Origin of the sequence: Kitasatospora viridis, from assembly GCF_007829815.1 — a bacterium.
Classification (GTDB): domain Bacteria; phylum Actinomycetota; class Actinomycetes; order Streptomycetales; family Streptomycetaceae; genus Kitasatospora; species Kitasatospora viridis.
Window position 1 is genome coordinate 4,995,746 of record NZ_VIWT01000001.1, and the last position, 19,244, is coordinate 5,014,989.

General features: G+C 72.0%; 19 protein-coding genes and 1 pseudogene. 10 read left to right on the forward strand and 10 right to left on the reverse strand.

The window, feature by feature from the left end:
• Positions 1 to 43: 43 nt before the first annotated feature.
• Complete coding sequence (locus tag FHX73_RS22510) at positions 44 to 955, reverse strand: helix-turn-helix domain-containing protein (protein WP_145906726.1); 912 nt, start codon at positions 953 to 955, stop codon at positions 44 to 46.
• Positions 956 to 958: 3 nt separating this feature from the next.
• On the opposite strand from FHX73_RS22510, the gene FHX73_RS22515 reads away from it, so the two are divergent.
• A complete protein-coding gene (locus FHX73_RS22515) occupies positions 959 to 1,669 on the forward strand; it encodes an alpha/beta fold hydrolase (protein WP_145906727.1) in 711 nt (236 codons plus the stop codon).
• A gap of 75 nt (positions 1,670 to 1,744) precedes the next feature.
• Here FHX73_RS22515 and FHX73_RS22520 read toward each other — a convergent pair whose 3' ends face one another.
• Complete coding sequence (locus FHX73_RS22520) at positions 1,745 to 2,674, reverse strand: hypothetical protein (protein ID WP_145906728.1); 930 nt, start codon at positions 2,672 to 2,674, stop codon at positions 1,745 to 1,747.
• Between the two features lie 145 nt (positions 2,675 to 2,819).
• Between FHX73_RS22520 and FHX73_RS22525 the strand changes: the two genes are divergently transcribed.
• Positions 2,820 to 4,517 (forward strand): AMP-binding protein, encoded by a 1,698-nt coding sequence (locus tag FHX73_RS22525; RefSeq protein WP_425461413.1) that lies wholly within the window; start codon positions 2,820 to 2,822, stop codon positions 4,515 to 4,517.
• On the opposite strand, the gene FHX73_RS22530 is transcribed toward FHX73_RS22525, so the two are convergent.
• A complete protein-coding gene (locus tag FHX73_RS22530; protein ID WP_145906729.1) occupies positions 4,518 to 4,895 on the reverse strand; it encodes a PPOX class F420-dependent oxidoreductase in 378 nt (125 codons plus the stop codon). It abuts the gene before it with no gap.
• A gap of 70 nt (positions 4,896 to 4,965) precedes the next feature.
• Here FHX73_RS22530 and FHX73_RS22535 point away from each other — a divergent pair, with 70 nt between their 5' ends.
• Positions 4,966 to 7,374, forward strand: coding sequence for a Tex family protein (locus FHX73_RS22535; RefSeq protein WP_246213660.1), 2,409 nt, complete (start codon positions 4,966 to 4,968; stop codon positions 7,372 to 7,374).
• Positions 7,375 to 7,402: 28 nt separating this feature from the next.
• Here the strand turns inward: FHX73_RS22535 and FHX73_RS22540 are convergent, their stop codons facing one another.
• The gene (locus FHX73_RS22540) at positions 7,403 to 7,969 is read right to left on the reverse strand and encodes an NUDIX hydrolase (protein WP_246213661.1); all 567 of its coding nucleotides are present in this window, start codon (positions 7,967 to 7,969) and stop codon (positions 7,403 to 7,405) included.
• Between the two features lie 135 nt (positions 7,970 to 8,104).
• Between FHX73_RS22540 and FHX73_RS22545 the strand changes: the two are divergent.
• From FHX73_RS22545 to FHX73_RS22555, 3 genes and pseudogenes are all read left to right on the forward strand, one after another.
• A pseudogene (locus FHX73_RS22545) lies at positions 8,105 to 9,187 on the forward strand (type III polyketide synthase); the annotation flags it as partial.
• A gap of 11 nt (positions 9,188 to 9,198) precedes the next feature.
• Complete coding sequence (locus FHX73_RS22550; RefSeq protein WP_145906732.1) at positions 9,199 to 10,395, forward strand: cytochrome P450; 1,197 nt, start codon at positions 9,199 to 9,201, stop codon at positions 10,393 to 10,395.
• Positions 10,392 to 10,919 carry a cupin domain-containing protein gene (locus FHX73_RS22555; RefSeq protein WP_246213662.1) on the forward strand — a complete coding sequence of 176 codons (528 nt, stop codon included), beginning with the start codon at positions 10,392 to 10,394 and terminating at the stop codon, positions 10,917 to 10,919. The genes FHX73_RS22550 and FHX73_RS22555 overlap by 4 nt, the downstream gene beginning before the upstream one ends.
• Positions 10,920 to 10,924: 5 nt before the next feature.
• Here FHX73_RS22555 and FHX73_RS22560 read toward each other — a convergent pair whose 3' ends face one another.
• The 6 genes from FHX73_RS22560 to FHX73_RS22585 form a co-directional block, all read right to left on the reverse strand.
• The gene (locus FHX73_RS22560; RefSeq protein WP_145906733.1) at positions 10,925 to 12,145 is read right to left on the reverse strand and encodes a radical SAM protein; all 1,221 of its coding nucleotides are present in this window, start codon (positions 12,143 to 12,145) and stop codon (positions 10,925 to 10,927) included.
• 14 nt (positions 12,146 to 12,159) lie between these two features.
• Positions 12,160 to 12,888 carry a hypothetical protein gene (locus FHX73_RS22565; RefSeq protein WP_145906734.1) on the reverse strand — a complete coding sequence of 243 codons (729 nt, stop codon included), beginning with the start codon at positions 12,886 to 12,888 and terminating at the stop codon, positions 12,160 to 12,162.
• A 2-nt stretch (positions 12,889 to 12,890) separates the two neighbouring features.
• The gene (locus FHX73_RS22570) at positions 12,891 to 13,769 is read right to left on the reverse strand and encodes an NAD(P)-binding domain-containing protein (protein ID WP_145906735.1); all 879 of its coding nucleotides are present in this window, start codon (positions 13,767 to 13,769) and stop codon (positions 12,891 to 12,893) included.
• 4 nt (positions 13,770 to 13,773) lie between these two features.
• Positions 13,774 to 14,769 carry a UDP-glucose 4-epimerase GalE gene (gene galE / locus FHX73_RS22575; RefSeq protein ID WP_145906736.1) on the reverse strand — a complete coding sequence of 332 codons (996 nt, stop codon included), beginning with the start codon at positions 14,767 to 14,769 and terminating at the stop codon, positions 13,774 to 13,776.
• A 76-nt stretch (positions 14,770 to 14,845) separates the two neighbouring features.
• Complete coding sequence (locus tag FHX73_RS22580) at positions 14,846 to 15,481, reverse strand: hypothetical protein (protein ID WP_145906737.1); 636 nt, start codon at positions 15,479 to 15,481, stop codon at positions 14,846 to 14,848.
• Positions 15,482 to 15,494: 13 nt separating this feature from the next.
• A complete protein-coding gene (locus tag FHX73_RS22585; RefSeq protein WP_145906738.1) occupies positions 15,495 to 16,013 on the reverse strand; it encodes an ATP-binding protein in 519 nt (172 codons plus the stop codon).
• A gap of 212 nt (positions 16,014 to 16,225) precedes the next feature.
• Here FHX73_RS22585 and FHX73_RS22590 point away from each other — a divergent pair, with 212 nt between their 5' ends.
• The 4 genes from FHX73_RS22590 to FHX73_RS22605 all read left to right on the forward strand — a co-directional run bounded on the left by FHX73_RS22590 (position 16,226) and on the right by FHX73_RS22605 (position 19,235).
• Positions 16,226 to 17,149 (forward strand): helix-turn-helix domain-containing protein, encoded by a 924-nt coding sequence (locus FHX73_RS22590; protein WP_145906739.1) that lies wholly within the window; start codon positions 16,226 to 16,228, stop codon positions 17,147 to 17,149.
• Between the two features lie 33 nt (positions 17,150 to 17,182).
• Entirely contained in the window at positions 17,183 to 17,419 is a 237-nt protein-coding gene (locus tag FHX73_RS22595; protein WP_145906740.1) for a DUF397 domain-containing protein, read from the forward strand.
• 211 nt (positions 17,420 to 17,630) lie between these two features.
• Positions 17,631 to 18,254, forward strand: coding sequence for an SMI1/KNR4 family protein (locus tag FHX73_RS22600; protein ID WP_145906741.1), 624 nt, complete (start codon positions 17,631 to 17,633; stop codon positions 18,252 to 18,254).
• 66 nt (positions 18,255 to 18,320) lie between these two features.
• Positions 18,321 to 19,235, forward strand: a complete 915-nt coding sequence (locus tag FHX73_RS22605; protein ID WP_145906742.1) for a GNAT family N-acetyltransferase — start codon at positions 18,321 to 18,323, stop codon at positions 19,233 to 19,235.
• Positions 19,236 to 19,244 lie beyond the last annotated feature (9 nt).

Here is a 19,244-nt window from a genome sequence, read left to right on the forward strand (position 1 = left end):
CGGCGCCGGTGGCGTCGGCGCACTGAGCGCAGCCCCGGTGGCGTCAGCGCGCTGAGCGCAGCGCCGCGGTGATCCAGTCGTGCGCGTCCCCCATGGTGGGCCGGCCGTCGTGCAGCACGCCGACCAGGGACCAGTAGCGGTCCACCGCCGGGTGGGTCAGCCGAAGGCCCGTCAGTTCGCGGCGGAACGCGGCGTCGTCGGTCCGGCCGGCGCCCCGGGCGAAGGCCGCGACGTAGCAGTCCAGGGCCTGCCCGGGCGCCGGCTCGGCGCCGCGCGCCAGCTCGGCCAGGGCGAGCCGGTAGGCCTCGTCGGCCCCCTGGTAGACCAGGGCGAGCCGGGCGGGGTCCTTCCCGGCCGGGGTCCGGGCGGCCGCGGCCAGGGCCCGGTCGTTGGCGAGCGCGTGCAGCTCGGCGTAGGCGAGCACCTGATCCGGCGTCGGATCGGTGGGCAGGTCGGGCAGCACGGCGTCCACGATCGCGCTCTTCAGCCCGGACGGCAGCCGGACCGGCAGCACCCGGCGCCAGAACGCGGCGAAGGGGTCCAGGGTGGGCGGGCCCTGGAGCGCCGCGCCGAGCACCGGCAGCCGGTCGGGCGCCTTCGCCAGGGCCGCCAGCGCGGCCTCCCGCCAGCGCAGTTCGGCGAGTTGGCGGGCCACCTCGGCGCGCTCCGCGGCCAGCGCCCGCTCCAGCGGGAGCTCGCCCCGGGCCACCTCGGCGGCGGTCGGCAGCGACAGCCCGAGCGCCCGCAGCCCGCGCAGCTCGCGCAGCCGGGCCAGGTCGGCCGCCCCGTACCGCCGGTGGCCGCCGGTGCTGCGCCCGGCGCCCGGCAGCAGGCCCTGGTCGGAGTAGTAGCGAACCGTCTTGACGCTGACCCCGCCCGCTTCGGCCAGCATGCCGATGGTCAGACTGGCTTCGGTCAGACTGGTTTCTCCCCCTGGGGGAGTTCCTACGGTCACCTCATGAGCATATTCGTACTGATTCCCGGGGCCTGGCTCGACGGCGAGGTCTGGCAGCAGGTGGCGACGGACCTGGAGCGGCGCGGTCACCGGGTGCTCCCGGTGACCCTGGGCACCGCCCCGACCGACGGGCTCACCGAACACACCCGGCAGGTGGGCGAGGTGCTGGCGGCCGCGGACGAGCCGGTGGTGCTGGTCGGCCACAGCTACGGCAGCTTCCCGATGCTCGGCGCGGCCGACCGGTGGCCCGACCGGGTGGCCCGCACGGTGCTGATCGACGCGCCACTGCCCGAGGACGGCGAGGCCCTGGTGGACCTGCTGCCCTGCGAGCAGCGGGCGACCGTCACCGGCGAGCTGGTGCCCTACCCCGCGGTGCCCTGGATGAGCGGCGGCGAGCTGCCCGCCGGCACCTCCGAGCGGCTGGCCGAGCGGACCCCGCACTGGCCGGCCCGCTGCATGACCGAGCCGATCGCGCTCACCGGAGCGGTCAAGGAGCTCCCGATGACCGGGGTGTTCTGCACCCTGAGCGGGGCCGACCTGGCCGTGGCGCGCGGCCTGCACGCGAGCGGGGCGCCGCGGTTCGCCTGGCTGGCGAACCGGGCGAACCGCTACTACGAACTGGCCAGCGGGCACCTGCCGATGGTCACGATGCCCGAGCGGCTGGCCGAGGTGCTGGCCGGGGCCGCCCGGGGCGAGGGCGAGCCGCTGCTCTGACACCGCGGCGAGGGCGAGCCGCTGCTCTGACGCCGTCCGTGGGACGCCCGGCTGCCCGGCCGGCCCGACGCCGGGTCAGCTGGGCGTGCCGCCGGGCGTGATCACGCAGCCGCCGTCCTGGTTGCTGAACAGCGGCTGCATCGCGAAGGTGCCGGTGGGCAGGGTGACCTTCTGGAAGTTGCTCTCGCACAGGTCGCCGATCTCCTCCCCCGAGGGGTCCACCCAGCCGCTCGACGGCTGCGGGTCGGAGATCGACTCGGCGTACTCGTGGCCCTCGACGATGCTGAACGCGTCCAGCTTGCCGCCCAGCGCGCTGTTGGGGCAGCGGCTGCCGGCCGGTGCGTCGAGCTGGTAGGGCATGTTGGTGTAGGAGACGCTGCCGGTGTAGTCGTGGTAGGCGCAGAACCCGGAGTTGGGCCAGCCGTCGGGCGAGGTGCCGCTCGGGCTGAGCACCACGATCTGGGCGTCGTTGTCGCCGGCCACGCCGAAGTGGCTCGCGGCGTTGTCGGCCTCGGCGGCGATGTCGGACTGGGCGGAGGACGCGGGGGCGGGGGACGCGTCGTCCACCCAACTGCCGCCGAACACCGGGCCGGTGAAGGTGGGTCCGGAGCCGGAGGAGTCGGTGTACTGCGAGGTGACGGTGGACCAGGTGTCCTGGCTGGTGCCGAGCCCGTTGAACAGGTCGGTCAGGTACTGCTGCACCCCGTTGGTGTCGCTGTGCCACTGGCTGCCCCAGAAGTCCAGGTAGACCACGGGGTTGTGCTGCACCGGGCCGCCGCCGTACTGCATCTGGTCGGTCGAGCCGCGGCGGTGGCGGGCGGGGGTGCCGTGCAGGTTCGCGGTGCTGTAGACGTGCGCGGTCGGGTGGGCGGGTGCGGCGGCGGCGACCGGCGCGGCGACCGCCGTGGGGGCGGCGGACAGCTGCGCGGCGGGCACGGCGGCCACGGCCAGGACGGCGGTGAGCGCGGCCAGCGCTCGGTGGGGGGAGGTCCTACGAAGGTTCATGACGCTCGCAATCACGGATCGAAAAGGTGTGGGGGGCTGTGCTGCGGCGGCTCGGTCCAGATACTGGTGGCCGAGCGCGCGTCCATCAAGCGCGCTGAATCGACGTGAACACGCCAAGGCGGGAAACCGCCCGCAAGGAGTCGCCGTGACCAGCAGCACCCCGACCCAGCGCTACCGTGCCGCCAGGGACCTGATGTCGACTCAGCCCGCCGGCTCCGGTGACGACGGGTTCGCCTGGCCCGAGCTGGGCGAGCGCTTCAACTGGGCGGTCGACTGGTTCGACGCGATCGCCCGGGGCAACGCGCGCACCGCGCTGTGGATCGTCGAGGAGGACGGCCGCGAGGAGCAGCACAGCTTCGACGCGCTGGCCCACCGCTCCGACCAGGTGGCGCACTTCCTGGCCGGGCTCGGCGTGCGCAAGGGCGACCGGGTGCTGCTGATGCTCGGCAACCAGGTCGAGCTCTGGGAGGCGATGCTCGCGGTGATGAAGCTCGGCGCGGTGATCATGCCCGCCACCACCGCGCTCGGCCCCGCCGACCTGGCCGACCGGATCGCCCGCGGCAAGGCCGCGCACGTGATCGCCAACGCCGCCGACACCGCCAAGTTCGTGACCGGGGAGGGCGCCGGCGAGGACGTGACCCGGATCGTGGTCGGCGGCGCGGCCGAGGGCTGGACGGCCTTCGAGCAGGCCTACGCGATCGCCGACCCCGAGCCGTTCGCCGCCGCCACCGCCCCCGACGACCCGCTGCTGGTCTACTTCACCTCCGGCACCACCAGCCGCCCCAAGCTGGTCCAGCACACCCAGGTCTCCTACCCGGTCGGCCACCTGACGACCATGCGCTGGGCCGGCCTGCGGCCCGGCGACACGCACTGCAACATCAGCTCGCCCGGCTGGGCCAAGCACGCCTGGAGCTGCTTCTTCGCGCCGTGGGCCGCCGAGGCGACGATCTTCGTGCACAACTACACCCGGTTCGACCCGGCCCGGCTGCTCGCCGAGCTGCGCCGCGCCGAGGTGACCACCTTCTGCGCGCCGCCCACGGTCTGGCGGATGCTCATCCAGAGCGAGCTGGGCGAGCGCCCGGCCGCGCTGCGCGAACTGTTCGCGGCCGGCGAGCCGCTCAACCCCGAGGTGATCGCCCAGGTCGAGCGGCACTGGGGCCTGACCATCCGGGACGGCTTCGGGCAGACCGAGACCACCCTGCTGATCGGCAACCTGCCCGGCGAGCCCATCAAGCCCGGCTCGATGGGCCGCCCGCTGCCCGGCGTGCCGGTGGTACTGGTCGACCCGGTCAGCGGCGAGCCGGCCGAGGAGGGCGAGATCTGCCTCGACCTCGCCCGCCGCCCGCTCAACCTGATGACCGGTTACCTCGACGACGAGCAACGCAACGCCGAGGCGATGGCCGGCGGTTACTACCACACGGGCGACGTGGCCAGCCGGGACGCCGACGGCGACATCACCTACATCGGCCGCACCGACGACGTGTTCAAGGCCTCCGACTACAAGATCTCGCCGTTCGAGCTGGAGAGCGTGCTGATCGAGCACCCGGCGGTGGCCGAGGCGGCCGTGGTGCCCGCGCCCGACCCGACCCGGCTCGCGGTGCCCAAGGCCTACGTGGCGCTGGCCGCGGGCTGGGCGCCGGACCGGGAGACCGCGCTGGCGATCCTGCGGCACGCCCGGGAGAACCTCGCCCCCTACCTGCGGGTGCGCCGACTGGAGTTCTACGAGCTGCCGAAGACCATCTCCGGCAAGATCCGCCGGGTCGAGCTGCGCACCCGCGAGCAGCAGGGCGCGGAGCTGACCGAGGAGTGGCGCGACGACCAGTTCCCGGAGTTGAAGGGGTAGTCAGTCCGTCAGCGTGATGCGGATGCCGACCATGCCGTCGGCGCCGCGCCGCAGCCGGCTGCCCAGCATGACCAGGCGGCCGACCAGCCCGTACTTGCGGGCCAGCAGGCGGCGGTAGGGCGCGGGGTCCACCAGTTCGGCGGTGGCCGGCACCGGGTCGCCGGTGGCCTGCCCGCGGACGTCGCACGGCCCGACCAGGACGTCGGGCCGGCGGCGGATCCGCTTGGCCTTCCAGCTGTCGGCCACCGTCCAGACGCCGAGCGAGGCGCCGTCGCGCACCACCCAGACCGGGGTCGGCACCGGCGTGCCGTCCTTCTTGTACGAGGTGACCAGCAGGTACTTGCCGTTGCCCAGCTGCTCCAGCAGCGCGTCATGCATGGCCGGACTGTACAGCTGTCAGAATGCACTGCGTACGCGCAGCGCAACTCTGGAGAAGGTGACCGGCTTCGTGACCACGCCAGCCGAACAAGCAGTCGGGCGACGGATCGCCGAGGAACTCGGGGTCCGGGAGGGCCAGGTGAGGGCGGCGGTCGAGCTGCTGGACGGCGGCTCGACCGTCCCGTTCATCGCCCGCTACCGCAAGGAGGTCACCGGGGAGCTGGACGACGCCCAGCTGCGCACCCTGGAGGAGCGGCTGCGCTACCTGCGCGAGCTGGAGGAGCGCCGGGCCGCGGTGCTGGAGTCGATCGAGACGCAGGGCAAGCTGGACGACGCGCTGCGCGCCCAGATCCTGGGCGCCGACTCCAAGGCCCGGCTGGAGGACATCTACCTGCCCTTCAAGCCCAAGCGGCGGACCAAGGCGCAGGCGGCCCGGGAGGCCGGCCTGGAGCCGCTGGCCGACACCCTGCTGGCCGACCCCTCGCAGGACCCGGCCGCGCTGGCCGCGACCTTCACCAACGAGCAGGTGGCCGACACCGCCGCCGCGCTGGACGGCGCCCGCTCGATCCTGGTCGAGCGGTTCGCCGAGGACGCCGACCTGATCGGCTCGCTGCGCGAGCGGATGTGGACCCGGGGCCGGCTGGTCGCCAAGGTCCGCGACGGCAAGGAGCAGGACGGCACCAAGTTCGCCGACTACTTCGAGTTCGCCGAGCCCTACACCAAGCTCCCCTCGCACCGGATCCTGGCGATGCTGCGCGGCGAGAAGGAGGAGGTGCTCGACCTCGACCTCTCCCCGTACGAGGGCGAGGAGGGCGACCTGCCGGACGAGCGCGACTACGAGCAGCGGATCGCCGCCCGGTTCGGCGTGGCCGACCACGGCCGCCCGGCCGACAAGTGGCTCGGCGACACCGTCCGTTGGGCCTGGCGGACCCGGATCCTGGTCCGGCTCGGCCTGGACCTGCGCGGCCGGCTGCGCCAGGACGCCGAGGACGAGGCCGTCAAGGTGTTCGCCGCCAACCTGCGCGACCTGCTGCTCGCCGCCCCCGCCGGCACCCGCGCCACCATGGGCCTGGACCCGGGCTTCCGCACCGGCGTCAAGGTCGCGGTGGTGGACGCCACCGGAAAGGTGGTCGCGCACGACACCATCTACCCGCACCAGCCCGCCAACAAGTGGGACGCGGCGCTGGCCACCCTGGCCAAGTTGGCCCAGGCCCACGACGTGGAGCTGGTGGCGATCGGCAACGGCACCGCCTCCCGGGAGACCGACAAGCTCGCCGAGGACCTGATCGGGCGTCACCCGGAGCTGAAGCTGACCAAGGCGATGGTCTCCGAGGCCGGCGCCTCGGTCTACTCGGCCTCCGCCTTCGCCTCCCAGGAGCTGCCGGAGCTCAACGTCTCGATCCGCGGCGCGGTCTCGATCGCCCGCCGGCTCCAGGACCCGCTGGCCGAGCTGGTGAAGATCGACCCCAAGTCGATCGGCGTCGGCCAGTACCAGCACGACCTGAGCGAGGTGAAGCTCTCCCGCTCGCTGGACGCGGTGGTCGAGGACTGCGTGAACGCGGTCGGCGTGGACGTCAACACCGCCTCCGCCCCGCTGCTCACCCGGGTCTCCGGGGTAACCGCCACGCTGGCCGACAACATCGTGGCGCACCGCGACGCCAACGGCCCGTTCCGCACCCGCAAGTCGCTCAAGGACGTGGCCCGGCTGGGCCCGAAGGCCTTCGAGCAGTGCGCGGGCTTCCTGCGGATCCCGGGCGGCGACGACCCGCTGGACGCCTCGGCGGTGCACCCGGAGGCCTACCCGGTGGTGCGCCGGATCCTGGCGAAGACCGGCGGCACGATGGGCGAGCTGATCGGCAACGGGCAGCTGCTGCGCGGCCTGCGGCCGGGCGAGTTCGCCGACGACACCTTCGGCGTCCCGACCGTCACCGACATCCTGGGCGAGCTGGACAAGCCCGGCCGCGACCCGCGCCCGGCCTTCCGCACCGCGACCTTCAAGGAGGGCGTCGACAAGATCGGCGACCTGGAGGTCGGCATGGTGCTGGAGGGCGTGGTGACCAACGTGGCCGCGTTCGGCGCCTTCGTCGACGTGGGCGTGCACCAGGACGGCCTGGTGCACGTGTCGGCGCTGTCCGCGAAGTTCGTCAAGGACCCGCGCGAGGTGGTGAAGCCGGGTGACGTGGTGACCTGCAAGGTCGTCTCGGTGGACGTGCAGCGCAAGCGGATCGGCCTGACGCTGCGGCTGGACGACGAGGTGCAGCCCGCCGCCGAGGGCCGGGGCGGCGGCCAGCGCGGCGGCGGCCAGCGGGGCGGCGGCAACAGCGGTGGCAACGGCGGAGGCAACGGCGGTGGCGGCGGCGGTCAGCGTGACCGCGGGCCGCGCCCGCCCCGGCAGGACCGCCGCGGCGCGGCCCCGGCGCCGGTGGTGAACAGCGCGATGGCGGACGCGCTGCGCCGGGCCGGCCTGACCGGCAAGTAGCGGCCGCGGCCGCGGGGGCGCGTGCCGGTCACGCCCCCCGCGGCCCCGCGGTCTCCCGCAGTTCGGCGGCCAGCCGGACCAGTTCGGCCCGCCAGGGCTCGTAGCCGAGCCGCTCGGCGGCCTCCTCGACCGGCATCGCGCGCACCTGCACCACCTGCTCCCCGTCCACCGGGTTGAGCGGCGCGCCGTCCACCACCACCTCGGCCCAGCCCCAGAGCCAGGCCTTCTCGGGGTGCGGCTGCCACGGGCGGTAGGGCTCGGCCCGGTCGGTCACCGCGCGGTGCGCGCCGATCCAGACCGGCTCGCCGGCCAGCCGGGCGCCGGCCTCCTCGGCCAGTTCGCGGACCAGGCAGTCGAGCACCGGCTCGTCCTGCTCGCGGGTGCCGCCGGGCAGGAACCAGAAGCCGCGGTCGTCCTCGCAGAGCACCACCCGGTCCCCGGCGAACCCGATCAGGTGAATGTTGGTGATCAGCTCGTCCGGCGGCAGGGCGAGCGCGAACCGGGCGTCCATGCCGCCCCACTCCCACCGCTGGGGCGCGAACAGCGCCGGGTAGCGGTCCTCGGGCGGGCTGGCGAGCTCAGGGCTACTGGTCATCGCGTGATCATAGTCGGGCGGTTTCGCACGCCGGTCCCGCGCGCCGGGACGACTACGGACCGTATGCACAGCGTATGGTACTGATGATGCGTCAGTAAACGGAAGGTCAACAACGGCCGGCCGAGAGCGTCCCAGGAGGCTGAACAGGTGGCAGTGCTCTGCAGGCCGGCGACCGAGGTCCCGGAACACGTCATCACCATGGACGACACCCTGGCGATCGCCCGCGACCTGCACCGCGACCACCCGGACCTGGAGCTGGTGCTGCGGCTGATCGGCCACACCGGCGTGCGCAAGCGGCACCTGGTCCAGCCGATCGAGCGCACCCTGGCGCACCCGGGCTTCGAGACCCGCAACAAGCTGTTCTTCACGGAGGCCCAGAAGCGGGTGCCGAAGGTGGTCCAGCAGGCGCTGGACCACGCCGGCCTGACGGCGCAGCAGATCGACCTGATCGTCTTCGTCTCCTGCACCGGCTTCAGCATGCCCTCGCCGACCGCCTGGCTGATCAACGAGATGGGCTTCAAGTCGCAGACCCGGCAGCTGCCGATCGCCCAGCTCGGCTGCGCGGCCGGCGGCTCGGCGATCAACCGGGCGCACGACTTCTGCACCGCCTACCCGCAGGGCAACGCCCTGGTGGTGGCCTGCGAGTTCTGCTCGCTCTGCTACCAGCCGACCGACCTCGGGGTCGGCCAGCTGCTCTCCAACGGCCTGTTCGGCGACGCGGTGGCGGCCGCCGTGGTGCGCGGCGACGACGACGCCTACGGGGTGCGGCTGGAGCGCAACGGCTCCTACCTGATCCCGCACACCGAGGACTGGATCTCCTACGCGGTGCGCTCCACCGGCTTCCACTTCCAGCTGGACAAGCGGGTGCCCGGCACCATGGAGCCGCTCGCCCCGGTGCTGGAGGCGCTGGCCGAGGAGCACCACTGGAAGGCCGCCAACCTGGACTTCTACGTGATCCACGCCGGCGGGCCGCGGATCCTGGACGACCTCGGCCGGTTCCTCCAGGTGCCGGCCGACGCCTTCCGGCACAGCCGGGCCACGCTCACCGAGTACGGCAACATCGCCAGCGCCGTGGTGCTGGACGCGCTCGGCCGGCTCTTCGAGGAGGGCGCCGCGATCAACGAGCACCGGGGCATCCTGGCCGGCTTCGGCCCCGGCATCACCGCCGAGGTCGCGCTCGGCACCTGGACCGACCGCCGCCGCGAGCGGCTCAGCTGAGGATTCGTCAGATGACTGATCGGGAAACGGTGTTCTGGACGGTCGGCGAGCTGGACGAGCTCGCCTTCGACCCGGTGATGGCGGACGCGGTGGGGCGCGAGTCGCTCGGCCGGGTCCGGCTGCCGCACGGGGAGGGGGAGGCCTGGCTGGCCGGCAAGTACGCCGACGTCACCAAGGTCACCTCGGACCCGCGGTTCAGCCGGGCGCTGCTGCTGGAGCACGACGTCACCCGGATGGCGCCCAACCCGATCCCGCTGCCGGACGCGGTGGGCTTCGCCGACCCGCCCGAGCACACCCGGCTGCGGCGGGCCGCCTCGCGCGCCTTCACCGGCAAGAAGATCGACGAACGGCGCCCGCGCGCCGAGGAGTTGGCCGACCGGCTGATCACCGCGATGGTCGAGCGCGGCGCCCCCGGCGAGCTGATGGCCGACTACTACGACCGGTTCGCGCTGCACGGGATGAGCGAGCTGATGGGCATCCCGGAGGCGGACCGCGAGCAGTTCGCCGAGTGGACCAAGCAGATCATCAGCGCCCGGCACGACCCGGCGGTCAGCGAGCGGGCCAAGCACGAGATCGGCGCCTACGTCGACGGGTTGGCCGAGCAGCGGCTCGTCGAGCCGCGCGACGACCTGATCAGCCACCTGCTGGAGGGCGAGCGCGCGGGCGAGCTGACCCGCGACCAACTGGTCGCCTTCGCGGTGCTGATGCAGATCAGCGGCGTCAACTCGGTGCGGCTGAACAGCGGCACCATGGGCTACATCCTGCTCAGCCGCCCGGAGTTGTGGCAGCGGCTGGTGGCCGAGCCGGAGCTGTTGCCGCAGGCCGTCGAGGAGCTGCTGCGCTGGCTGCCGCACCGCAACGCTGTCGGCCAGGCCCGGATCGCCACCGAGGAGGTGGAGTTGGGCGGCGCGGTGGTCAAGGCCGGCGAGGCGGTGCACTCCTCCTACCTGGCCGCCAACCGCGACCCGGCGGTCTTCGAGCGCCCGCACGAGCTGGACTTCGACCGGCAGCCCAACCCGCACCTGGCCTTCGGCCACGGCCCGCACTACTGCGTGGGCGCGAACTTCGCCCGGATGGAGACCCAGGTGATGCTGCGCAGCCTGCTGGACCGGCTGCCGGGCCTGGAGCTCGCCGTCGCGCCCTCCGAAGTGGAGTGGCGCAAGGGCGAGTTGATCCGGGGGCCACGGGCCCTGCCGGTGCGCTGGTGAGCGGGCTGGTACTGCCGCCGGGCGGCGGGCGCAAGCTGGTCGGGCCGGCCCAGCACGTCACCTTCAAGATCACCGGAGAACGGTCGACGGTCGGCTCGGTCTTCGAGGTGGTGGTGCCGGTCGGCTTCGACGTCGGCGCCCACCGGCACACCCGCAGCGAGGAGTTCTTCTACGTGCTGGAGGGCGAGGTCGACATGTTCGCCTTCGAGCCCGAGGTGCGCACGGCCGGCGGCTGGCAGCACTGGCGCTCGGCGGAGGGCGACACGGTGCGCCGGGGCACCCCCGGCTCGCTGATCCACATCCCGCCGGGCGTGCCGCACGGCTTCGCCAACGCCGGCGACACCCCGGCCCGGATGCTCTTCCAGGCCGCCCCGCCCCCCGACCACGAGCGCTACTTCGAGGAACTGCTGGAGCTGCTGGCCGACGGCGAGCCCCCGGCCGGCGCCGTCGACGAGCTGCGCCGCCGCTGGGACATCGAGCAGCTGACGCCGCTGCGGCCGGGGGTGCCGCTGCCGGCCGAGTGAAACCATCAGGTCGAAGGCGGACCGGACCGCGCCGATCGGGGTGTCACCGGCACCCCGCGCGCCATCGCGTCGAAGTCCAGGATCGGACGGGTCAGGATCGTCTCGATGCTGTCGGTCAGCAGGTTGCCGAGGATGAACTCCTCCTCGGGGCCTGAGCCGAAGGTGACGACCTGTCCGCTGGACTGGATCATCCAGTTCAGCAGCTCCCGTTCGGCGGCCTCGGCGAGGATGATCTCCCGATCCGGGTGGCGTTGCCGGATCGACCGGACCGCTGAGCGGAGCTCTGCCGGGTCGACGGCGAGCGCACGCACCGTGGCCGGTGAGGCGCGTCGGCCCCACCATTGGAAGACCACCCACTGGGCGACCGAGGGGTGGCTGAACACCTCCTCGGCGATGGCGTCGAGCTGATGGAGGTTCTTGGCGTTCGCCACGGTGTGGACGCGCACGCGTGTGAAACCCACCTGGTCGCACAGCCTCAGGGATTCCAGGAGTGCGGCGTGCAGGTTCCGGTCGGGACTGCGGCGGAAGGCGCGCTGGGCCTCGGCGGTCACGCCGTCCAGCGGCAACCGGAGCGAGGACAGCGCCGAGAGCCGCGCGAGCTTGTCGGCGGTCAGCGTGTAGCCGGTGGTGTCGAGTGCGACCCGGATCCCGGCAGCGGTCGCGTGATCGACGACCTGGTGGATCGGTGGCCACAGCAGCGGGTCGCCGCCGGCCAGCACCAGGTCGGTGGTGCCGTGTTCGGCGAGCTTGTCGACGATGCCCTTCGCCTGATCCAGGCTGATCTGCTCCGCGGCGAACGGGTTGTAGCACCCCTGGCAGGACATCGGGCAGCGGTTGGTGATGGACCAGTTGACCCGGGTGACGCGGCGTCCGACCCGGGGCTGCTCGGTGCGGAGGCTGATGGCGTCGATGAGCCGGGTGAGCCGTCTGCCCTGCGGCAGGGAGGTTCCCGTCAGCAGCCGGGCGGCGCGGTCGACGTCGGCGGCCGTCGCGTTGTTCTGGAGCAGGACGAACGCCAGCCGGTAGCGGCTGAGTTCGTCGTCGGGTGCTGCGGCCAGGGCTCGCTCGATGCGACTGGTGAGGTCGCGGAGGTAGGCCGGGTGGAAGCGGTCGGGCTCCAGGCGGCGCTGGAAGCGGTCGGCGACCGATCCGGGCTCCACCGTGCGGTCGTAGCCGGCGCGCAGGGGATGGGTGGGCAGGATCGCCAGATGGTGACGGGTGGGCACGGGTTCTCCGCCGATCAGTGCGGGAGGGTGGGAGCGGGGACGACCAGGACGGACTCGGCGCAGGGCAGGCCCTGGTTCTCCCGGAAGACCGCGTCGCGTACGGCCCTGGAGATGTCGGGCCGGGTCGGCGCGTCGAGGAACGCGGCGGTCGAGGCGAGCGGGTCGAGGTGGTGCTCGTGGATGAGGTTGCGCAGGCTCCGGGGCAAATCATCCGAGGCCCCGAGTAGATCCTCGCCAACACCCTTTGCCAGTAGCAGGTTTGCGGCGCGCCTAGCCTTCGCGAGGTTCGTCCGCGGATCCCGGTCGGTGGCCTTGGCCAGGTAGTAGGTGATCGGCTGGATCGCCCACGGGAGCTCGGCCGTGTGGTCCGGGGCGGGCTGGTTGAAGGCGTTGGGCCCCAGGCCCAGGCCGTCGATGAGCCATTCCGGCCACATGCTGGTGCGGTAGCGGGCGCGAGCGGCGCGGTGGAACGCGTCCAGGGTGGTGATGGCGGCGGTTGCCTCGATCCGCAGGGCCTGCGCGAGGCGGCTCAGGACCGGCTGCAGGACGGCGCGTGCTGTCGGGGCGTGCGCGGCCGTGGGGACGACCGGGATCAGGTCGAGGTCGGAGACGATCCGTCCGTTCGCCCCGGTGCGGTGATCGCCCCGGGCGAGCGAGCCGGACAGCGCCACGGACATGCCCGGGACGTCGGCGAGTTCGAGGCGCAGCAGGGCGAGGAGGCGGGGCAGGTCGAGCGAGTTCACGTTCACCTTCCGGGGTCGGCTACGGCGGTGAAGTCGGCGTAGGGGCCGTGTAGTTCCTCGGCGGCCACGAAGGCGTCGAGCGCTGCCGCCAGCGGCGGGAGGTCGCCGAGCAGGGCTCGCGCGTACCGCAGGTCCTTGACCATGTGGTGGACGGCGAAGTCGGGGTCCTCGTAGGCGCGGGAGACGATCCGGTGGAGCTTCTGGTCGGCGAGCGCGGCCATCCAGCCGTCCGAAGTGACCACCTTCGCGGCCGTCGGGTAGTCGGGGCCGAGCAGGTCGGGCAGGCAGCGGGCGAAGACGGCGGCCGCGTGCAGGAGCGAGGCGCCCCAGGCATTGAAGACCAGCTTGAAACGGGCCGGATTCCCGGGCCGCCCGAACTCGTAGCGGTTGCGGGTGAACGCGGCCAACACTTCGTCGGCAGCGGTGCTCGGGCCCGAGGCGTGCAGGAAGGCGGACAGAGTGCCGGCCTCGGCGGCAGGACGGGAACCCGTGACGGGGCACTCCCACGCCGCCCCGCCCAGCGCGGTGACCTCGTGGTGCCACCGGACCGCCTGGTCGGGGGTGATCGTGGAGAGTTCGATGCACGCGGGCCGCTCGGCGCGGATGGCCGCGACCACCTTCGGGTGTCCCCAGAACCCACGGCTGCGCGTGTCGTCCTCGAAGCAGCCGACGATCACTCGGGGGCGCCCAGCGGGAATGTCGTCGGGGCTGATCAACGGGACCTGCCCGTGCGGGGCCCGGTCGAGGTGGCGGCTGGTGAGTGCGACGCGGAGGCTGGGCAGCGCCGCCAGGTGGGGCAGGATGCCTGCGGTGATCACCCCGTACCCGGCGACGACGACGGTCGTCGCCGGAAGTGGTGCCCGCCGTGCGGCAGGTGTCATCGGGTCACTCGTCCCTCAGTACGGTGGCGCGGTTCGCGTTCCAGGCCAGCGCGTCGGCGATGCCGTCCTGGAGCGTGCGGGTGGGGGACCAGCCCAGCAGCGTGCGGGCGCGGTCGATGTTCGGGTAGGCACCGGCCACGTCGCCGGGCCGGGCGTCGGTGATGTGGTGGGCCAGAGGCTCGCCGGTGACCTCCTCGAAGGCGGCGATGAGCTCGAACACCGTGCTGCCGGTGCCCGAGCCGAGGTTGATGGGCAGGTAGCGCGGACCCGGCTCGGCCGTGACCTCGTCGAAGCGGCGCACGGCGGCGAGGTGGGCGGCAGCCAGGTCCCAGACGTGGACGTAGTCGCGCACACCGCTGCCGTCGCGCGTCGGCCAGTCGGCACCGGTCACCGGGTAGGGCTCACCGGCCCGGTAGCGGTCGATCATCACGCCGAGGGCGTGGGTGGGCGTGGTGGTCTGCAGGCCGGTGCGCTGCTTGGGGTCGGCACCGATCGGGTTGAAGTAGCGCAGGGTGATGACGCGCAGGGGCGTGCCGCCGGTGATGTCCTCCAGGGCACCCTCGAAGACGGCCTTGGTGCGGGCGTACGGGGAGAGCGGACGCAGCGGCGCGTCCTCGGTGATGTTCTCGCCGGAGTCGTAGATCGCCGCCGAACCGGAGAACACCAGGCGGTGGCACCCGTTGCGGAGCAGGTGGCGAACGACCGCGAGGCTCTTGGTGACGTTGGTGTCGTAGTAGCCGAGCGGGTCGGCGACCGATTCCGGGACGACGATCTTGGCCGCGCACCCGATCGCGGCGTGGATGTCCGGGTGGTCCGCGAACACCCGGTCGATCAGGTGGCCGTCGGCGATGTCGCCCAGGTAGAAGGTACGGCCGGTGACGAACTCGGGCCGACCGGTCGAGAGGTCGTCCACGACGATCGGCTCGATGCCCTCGTCGAGGCAGGCCGAGGCGAGGGTGGAACCGATGAACCCGGCGCCGCCGGTGATCAGGACCTTCATGGATGTCCTCCGAAGTCGGTTGGATTCCAGCTGAGTTGGAGAATGCGGCGGGCAGCGTAGCAGCGGATTGCGGCGTTCATCCGGAAATGCCCGAGCTGACCGGCCCATCCGCGTTGACGGCCTGGTAGAGGCACCAGACCATGGTCGGCCTGAACTCCTCCAGGACCGTGAGGCCGGCTCGACGGGCGAGGTCGGTCGAGGCGACGCAGCCGTCGGCCCGGCCCTCGATCACTTCGCGGACGGCGAGCGGCTTGGCGTTCGTCCAGCGGCGCTCGGCGTCCGGAGCCGTGCGATCGGCGAAGGTGGCCGTGGCAGGGTGGAGCGCGATCGTGCGGGGGTGACGGACCGTCGGCGCGGTGGCCAGGCAGATCGGCTTGGTCGGGGCCTGCCAGACCTCCACCAACTCGGCCTTGCCGGTGTATCGGAAGTGCAGGTTCACCCACAGGTCGGAGACCTCGCCGGTGGGGTGGTCGCGCTCCACGAAGCCTGCGGCGACCACGGCGGGTGTGCCGTCCCGCACGGCCGCCTGCATGGCCTGTTCGAAGCTGTCGGTGAGTCGGACGGCGCGGAACCGCCGCGATGCCTCCGCGTGGGCGTCGGTGCCGGTCGGCCCCAGGGTGGCGACGACGAGGCGGCTCCGGCGGACGTGCCGGTGGATCGCGCTCCCGGGCGGTGGGTTGAGCCGTGGTGAAGTGGTGTTGAGGGGGCGCACGGAGTCCTCCGTCTCATGAATGGCGAGGGTTGATCTGCCGGGACGGCCGGCCTGGTGAGTCGGTCTGACTGGGCTCCGGCGGGGCGGCCGGGCCGATTTCGCACCAGATCGTCTTGCCGCTGCCGGTGGGCCCGGTCGGCGGGATGACGCCCCAGCGGTTGGCCAGGTGCTGGACCAGGTTCAGGCCCTGGCCCGAGGTGGCAGCCGATCCGAACTGCGGCCGTCTGAGCGGAAGTTGATGACTCTGGTCGTGGACCGCGAGCTGTAGGGCGGATCCGGTCCAGGTGGCGGTGAGCACCGCCGGCTTCGCGGTGTGGACGACTGCGTTCGCCAGCAGCTCGGCCGCGCACAGCAGCGCGTCGGCGATCCGGTCCTCGGGCAGGGCCATGGGCCAGCTCTTGAGACAGGTGTGCAGCTGGTGCCGGGTGGTCCGCGCGTCCAGCAGGTCGGGCTCGATGTGCAGAACGAGCCGGTGCGGAAGGCGGGTTGGCGGGGCGGCGCTTGCATGGGCAGGCCGCAGTGACTCGGGCATGAAGGTACCCCCAGAGCACGGCGATGATCACCGAAGGTGCGGACCCAGCCACCGTCAGTGAGTGCTGCAACACGTTCTCGTAGCCCGGAGAGAAATGCAAGCCGACCAGATCCGTGAATTCGCGGAAGGTCAGAACTCGCGTTCTGGTTGACTGGACGATGGGGATGAAGGGACTTGACGCATAGTCAGTTGAGCCGATAGGGGTTGGCGACATGGCACCAGCACAGAGGTCACGAACACGTGCGACCGCACCTGTCGACGGCTCGGGCCCGACCTTCCTCGGGACCCTGCTCGGCAGGAAGTTCCGCGACATCCGCGAGGAGAACGGCGCGAGCCGGGAGCAGGTCGCGGAGGTCCTGGACGTCTCCGTCCACGCGATAGCGCGACTGGAGACGGCGGAGAACAAGGCCACCGTGCCGCAGGTCCACCTGCTGTGCTCGCACTTCAAGGTGCCGGCCGAGACCGCCGCGTACATGGAGCAGCTGGCCCGGCGGGCGAAGCAGCGGGGATGGTGGTCGGAGTACGACCAGCTCGGCGGGCCCTACGCGAAGATCGTGGCTGTGGAGAACCTGGTGGCCGCGTCACCCACGGGTGAGATTCGAACGTGGGAGCCGTTGATCATCCCTGGGTTGTTCCAAACACCGGAGTACACCAGGGCTCTGTTCGAGCGCCTGGAGCTGCTCTCGAAGAGCACGGGCGAGCCGCTCGGAGGACCGGGTGGGCTTCCGCTGGATGACCAGGTCGCGAGTCGCCAGCGGCGGACGCAGATCCTGGAGGGTGATCAGCCGCCGAGGATCTGGGCCATCATCGGCGAAGGTGCCTTCCGTATGCGGGTCGGTGGACCGGAGGTGATGCGGAAGCAGATTGACCACCTCTTGGAACTCTCCACTCGCCGCAACATTGTGATCCAGATCTTGCGGGACGACGTCGGCTACCACCTCGGCGTGTCCGGGGCCTTCACGCACTACGTGTTCAGCAAGGCGGCGGATCACTCGGTGGTGTATCACGAGGGCCCGCGCAGTTTCGGGGACAGTATTGCTCTGATCGCCCGTCACGACGCAGCTTTTCGGCAGCTCCAAGCCAGTGCCACAAGCCTGGAGGACGCCCGGTCATACTTGCTGCAAGCCCGCTCGTAACAGGCGAGTTGGGTGATCGCAGGAAGGGTGACCATGCACGACCGCACCACCAGTCACACCCCCCGGCAGGGGGCTGACGGCTGGCACAAGTCCAGCTACAGCGGCACGCCGCAGGAGAACTGCGTCGAGCAGGGCGTCTCGTACGACGGCCTGATCGCCGTTCGGGACAGCAAGGAGAACGGCCGCGGTGCCGTCCTCCGGATCGAGCCTGCGGCCTGGCGCGGATTCATCGGTGCCGTCAAGGGCGGCGAGTTCCCGATCGAGCTGTAACGGGTGACGGACGTGGACGGGTGGACCCTGACGAAGAAGGCGTCAAGGTCCACCTGTCTACTGGATACCATCATGGCGCGAGAGCAACCCTGTCGTGGGTGAGGTAGAAGCACGGCCGCTCCGATTCCGTGAACTGACGCTCATGCGTTGGCTGGGGTGATGGTGGACCTCGCCCACCGGAGCTGTCGGGCCGTTCGCCTAGTCTTCCGCCATGCCGAACCCGACTGATCCGATGCCCGCACCCGCCTACGCATGGCGTGGGTTGTTGCAACGGTGGAGCGATGAGTGGCTGGACCCGGTCCTGCGCGAGCAGGAGCGGCCTGAGCCTTTCCCTGCCGACATCCGTGCTGCCCGCTGGCTGGGCACTGCGGGTGCGGGCAGCGACGAGATCGCCGAGTTGGAAGAGCGGCTCGGTGTCCGTCTCCCGCCCAGCTACCGGCAGTTCCTGCGGACCAGCAACGGATGGCTCGACACGACCGGCGGGATCAAGCGCTTGCTGCCGACTCGGGAGGTCGGCTGGACCGGGGACATCGATCCGGAGTTGGTCAGCTCGTGGGTCGGGTCCGCCGGCTCGTTCGAGGTGCCCGACGAGGAGTACTTCGTCTACGGCGACGAGCAGGACCCCTGCCTGATGCGGGCCGAGTACCTTCCTGACACGCTGAAGATCAGCCACACCCACGACGCGACCGACGTCTACCTGCTCAACCCGCACGTCGTCACGCCTGACGGGGAGTGGGAAGCGTGGTACCTCGCCCACTGGCTTCCCGGGGCGACCCGTTACCGGTCCTTCTGGGACCTCATGAACGATGAGTACAAGGGATTCTGCGGCGAGTAGCGCCTGGCGGTTCAGCCGGCCGAAAAGCCGTTGTGCGTCGGCCGTCCTGGGAAGTATGCAAGCGGGATGATCTTTCGTACCGCCACCGAGGACGACCTCGACTCCCTCCTGCCCGTGCTCGCCGCCGATCCGGGCAGTGGGACGGTCACGCCCGAGAACTACCGGGCCAAGCTCGCCGACGGGCAGTACCGGCTGGAGCACACCTGGCTGGCCGTTGACCGGGACGACCGCGTAGCGGCCGCCGCCGTCTGGTGGGGGAGCGGCGAACCCCGGGCGTTGGACGGGGTGTTCGGAGGGGACGAAGAGGTGGCCGCCGAGTTGCTGCGCACCGCGCACGCGGCGTTCGGGACGGCGCCCGAGTTCCATGTCTTCCTGCCCGCCGACTGGCGCGAGCGGGCCGAGGTCCGGGCCGCGCTGGACTGGCGGCTGCGGGCGGCCCGGGCGGCCGGGCTGACCGCCGAGTTGGAGCGGCTGCGGTTCGACTGGCGGGCCGGGCGGGATGCGGTGCCGGAGGCGGATCGCAGGCTGCGCTACGCGGCCGAGCCGGACGATGCCGTGATCGCCGAGCTGTTCGCCCGGGTGCTCGCCGGGAGCCTGGACCACGGGTCGACGGCAGGGGCCGCGCGGCAGGGGGCCGAGGCGCAGGCCCGGGAGGATCTGGAGTTCTACCGCGACACGATGCTCGGCGAGCGCTCGTGGTGGCGGGTGGCGCGCAACGGGGCCGGGGAGACGGTCGGGTTCGCGATTCCGTCCCGCAACCCCGGGGCGCACGTGGTCGGTTACCTCGGCGTGCTGCCGGAGCACCGGGGCCACGGCTATGCCGAGCAGTTCCTGGGGGAGATCACCCGGATCCTGGTCGCCGAGGCCGGCGCCACCGAGATCCGCGCCGACACCGACCTGGGCAACCTGCCGATGGCCGCCGCCTTCCGCCGGGCCGGCTACCGGGACGGGCAGCGCCGGTTGGTGCTGTCCGCCGAATGACGGCCCGTC

Bases quoted from the DNA above. Each gene is read 5' to 3' on its own strand.
- FHX73_RS22515 (WP_145906727.1), top strand. From the start codon at position 959: ATGAGCATATTCGTACTGATTCCCGGGGCCTGGCTCGACGGCGAGGTC.
- FHX73_RS22520 (WP_145906728.1), bottom strand. From the start codon at position 2,674: ATGAACCTTCGTAGGACCTCCCCCCACCGAGCGCTGGCCGCGCTCACC.
- FHX73_RS22530 (WP_145906729.1), bottom strand. From the start codon at position 4,895: ATGCATGACGCGCTGCTGGAGCAGCTGGGCAACGGCAAGTACCTGCTG.
- FHX73_RS22540 (WP_246213661.1), bottom strand. From the start codon at position 7,969: ATGACCAGTAGCCCTGAGCTCGCCAGCCCGCCCGAGGACCGCTACCCG.
- FHX73_RS22550 (WP_145906732.1), top strand. From the start codon at position 9,199: ATGACTGATCGGGAAACGGTGTTCTGGACGGTCGGCGAGCTGGACGAG.
- FHX73_RS22570 (WP_145906735.1), bottom strand. From the start codon at position 13,769: ATGACACCTGCCGCACGGCGGGCACCACTTCCGGCGACGACCGTCGTC.
- galE (WP_145906736.1), bottom strand. From the start codon at position 14,769: ATGAAGGTCCTGATCACCGGCGGCGCCGGGTTCATCGGTTCCACCCTC.
- FHX73_RS22585 (WP_145906738.1), bottom strand. From the start codon at position 16,013: ATGCCCGAGTCACTGCGGCCTGCCCATGCAAGCGCCGCCCCGCCAACC.
- FHX73_RS22590 (WP_145906739.1), top strand. From the start codon at position 16,226: ATGGCACCAGCACAGAGGTCACGAACACGTGCGACCGCACCTGTCGAC.
- FHX73_RS22595 (WP_145906740.1), top strand. From the start codon at position 17,183: ATGCACGACCGCACCACCAGTCACACCCCCCGGCAGGGGGCTGACGGC.
- FHX73_RS22600 (WP_145906741.1), top strand. From the start codon at position 17,631: ATGCCGAACCCGACTGATCCGATGCCCGCACCCGCCTACGCATGGCGT.
- FHX73_RS22605 (WP_145906742.1), top strand. From the start codon at position 18,321: ATGATCTTTCGTACCGCCACCGAGGACGACCTCGACTCCCTCCTGCCC.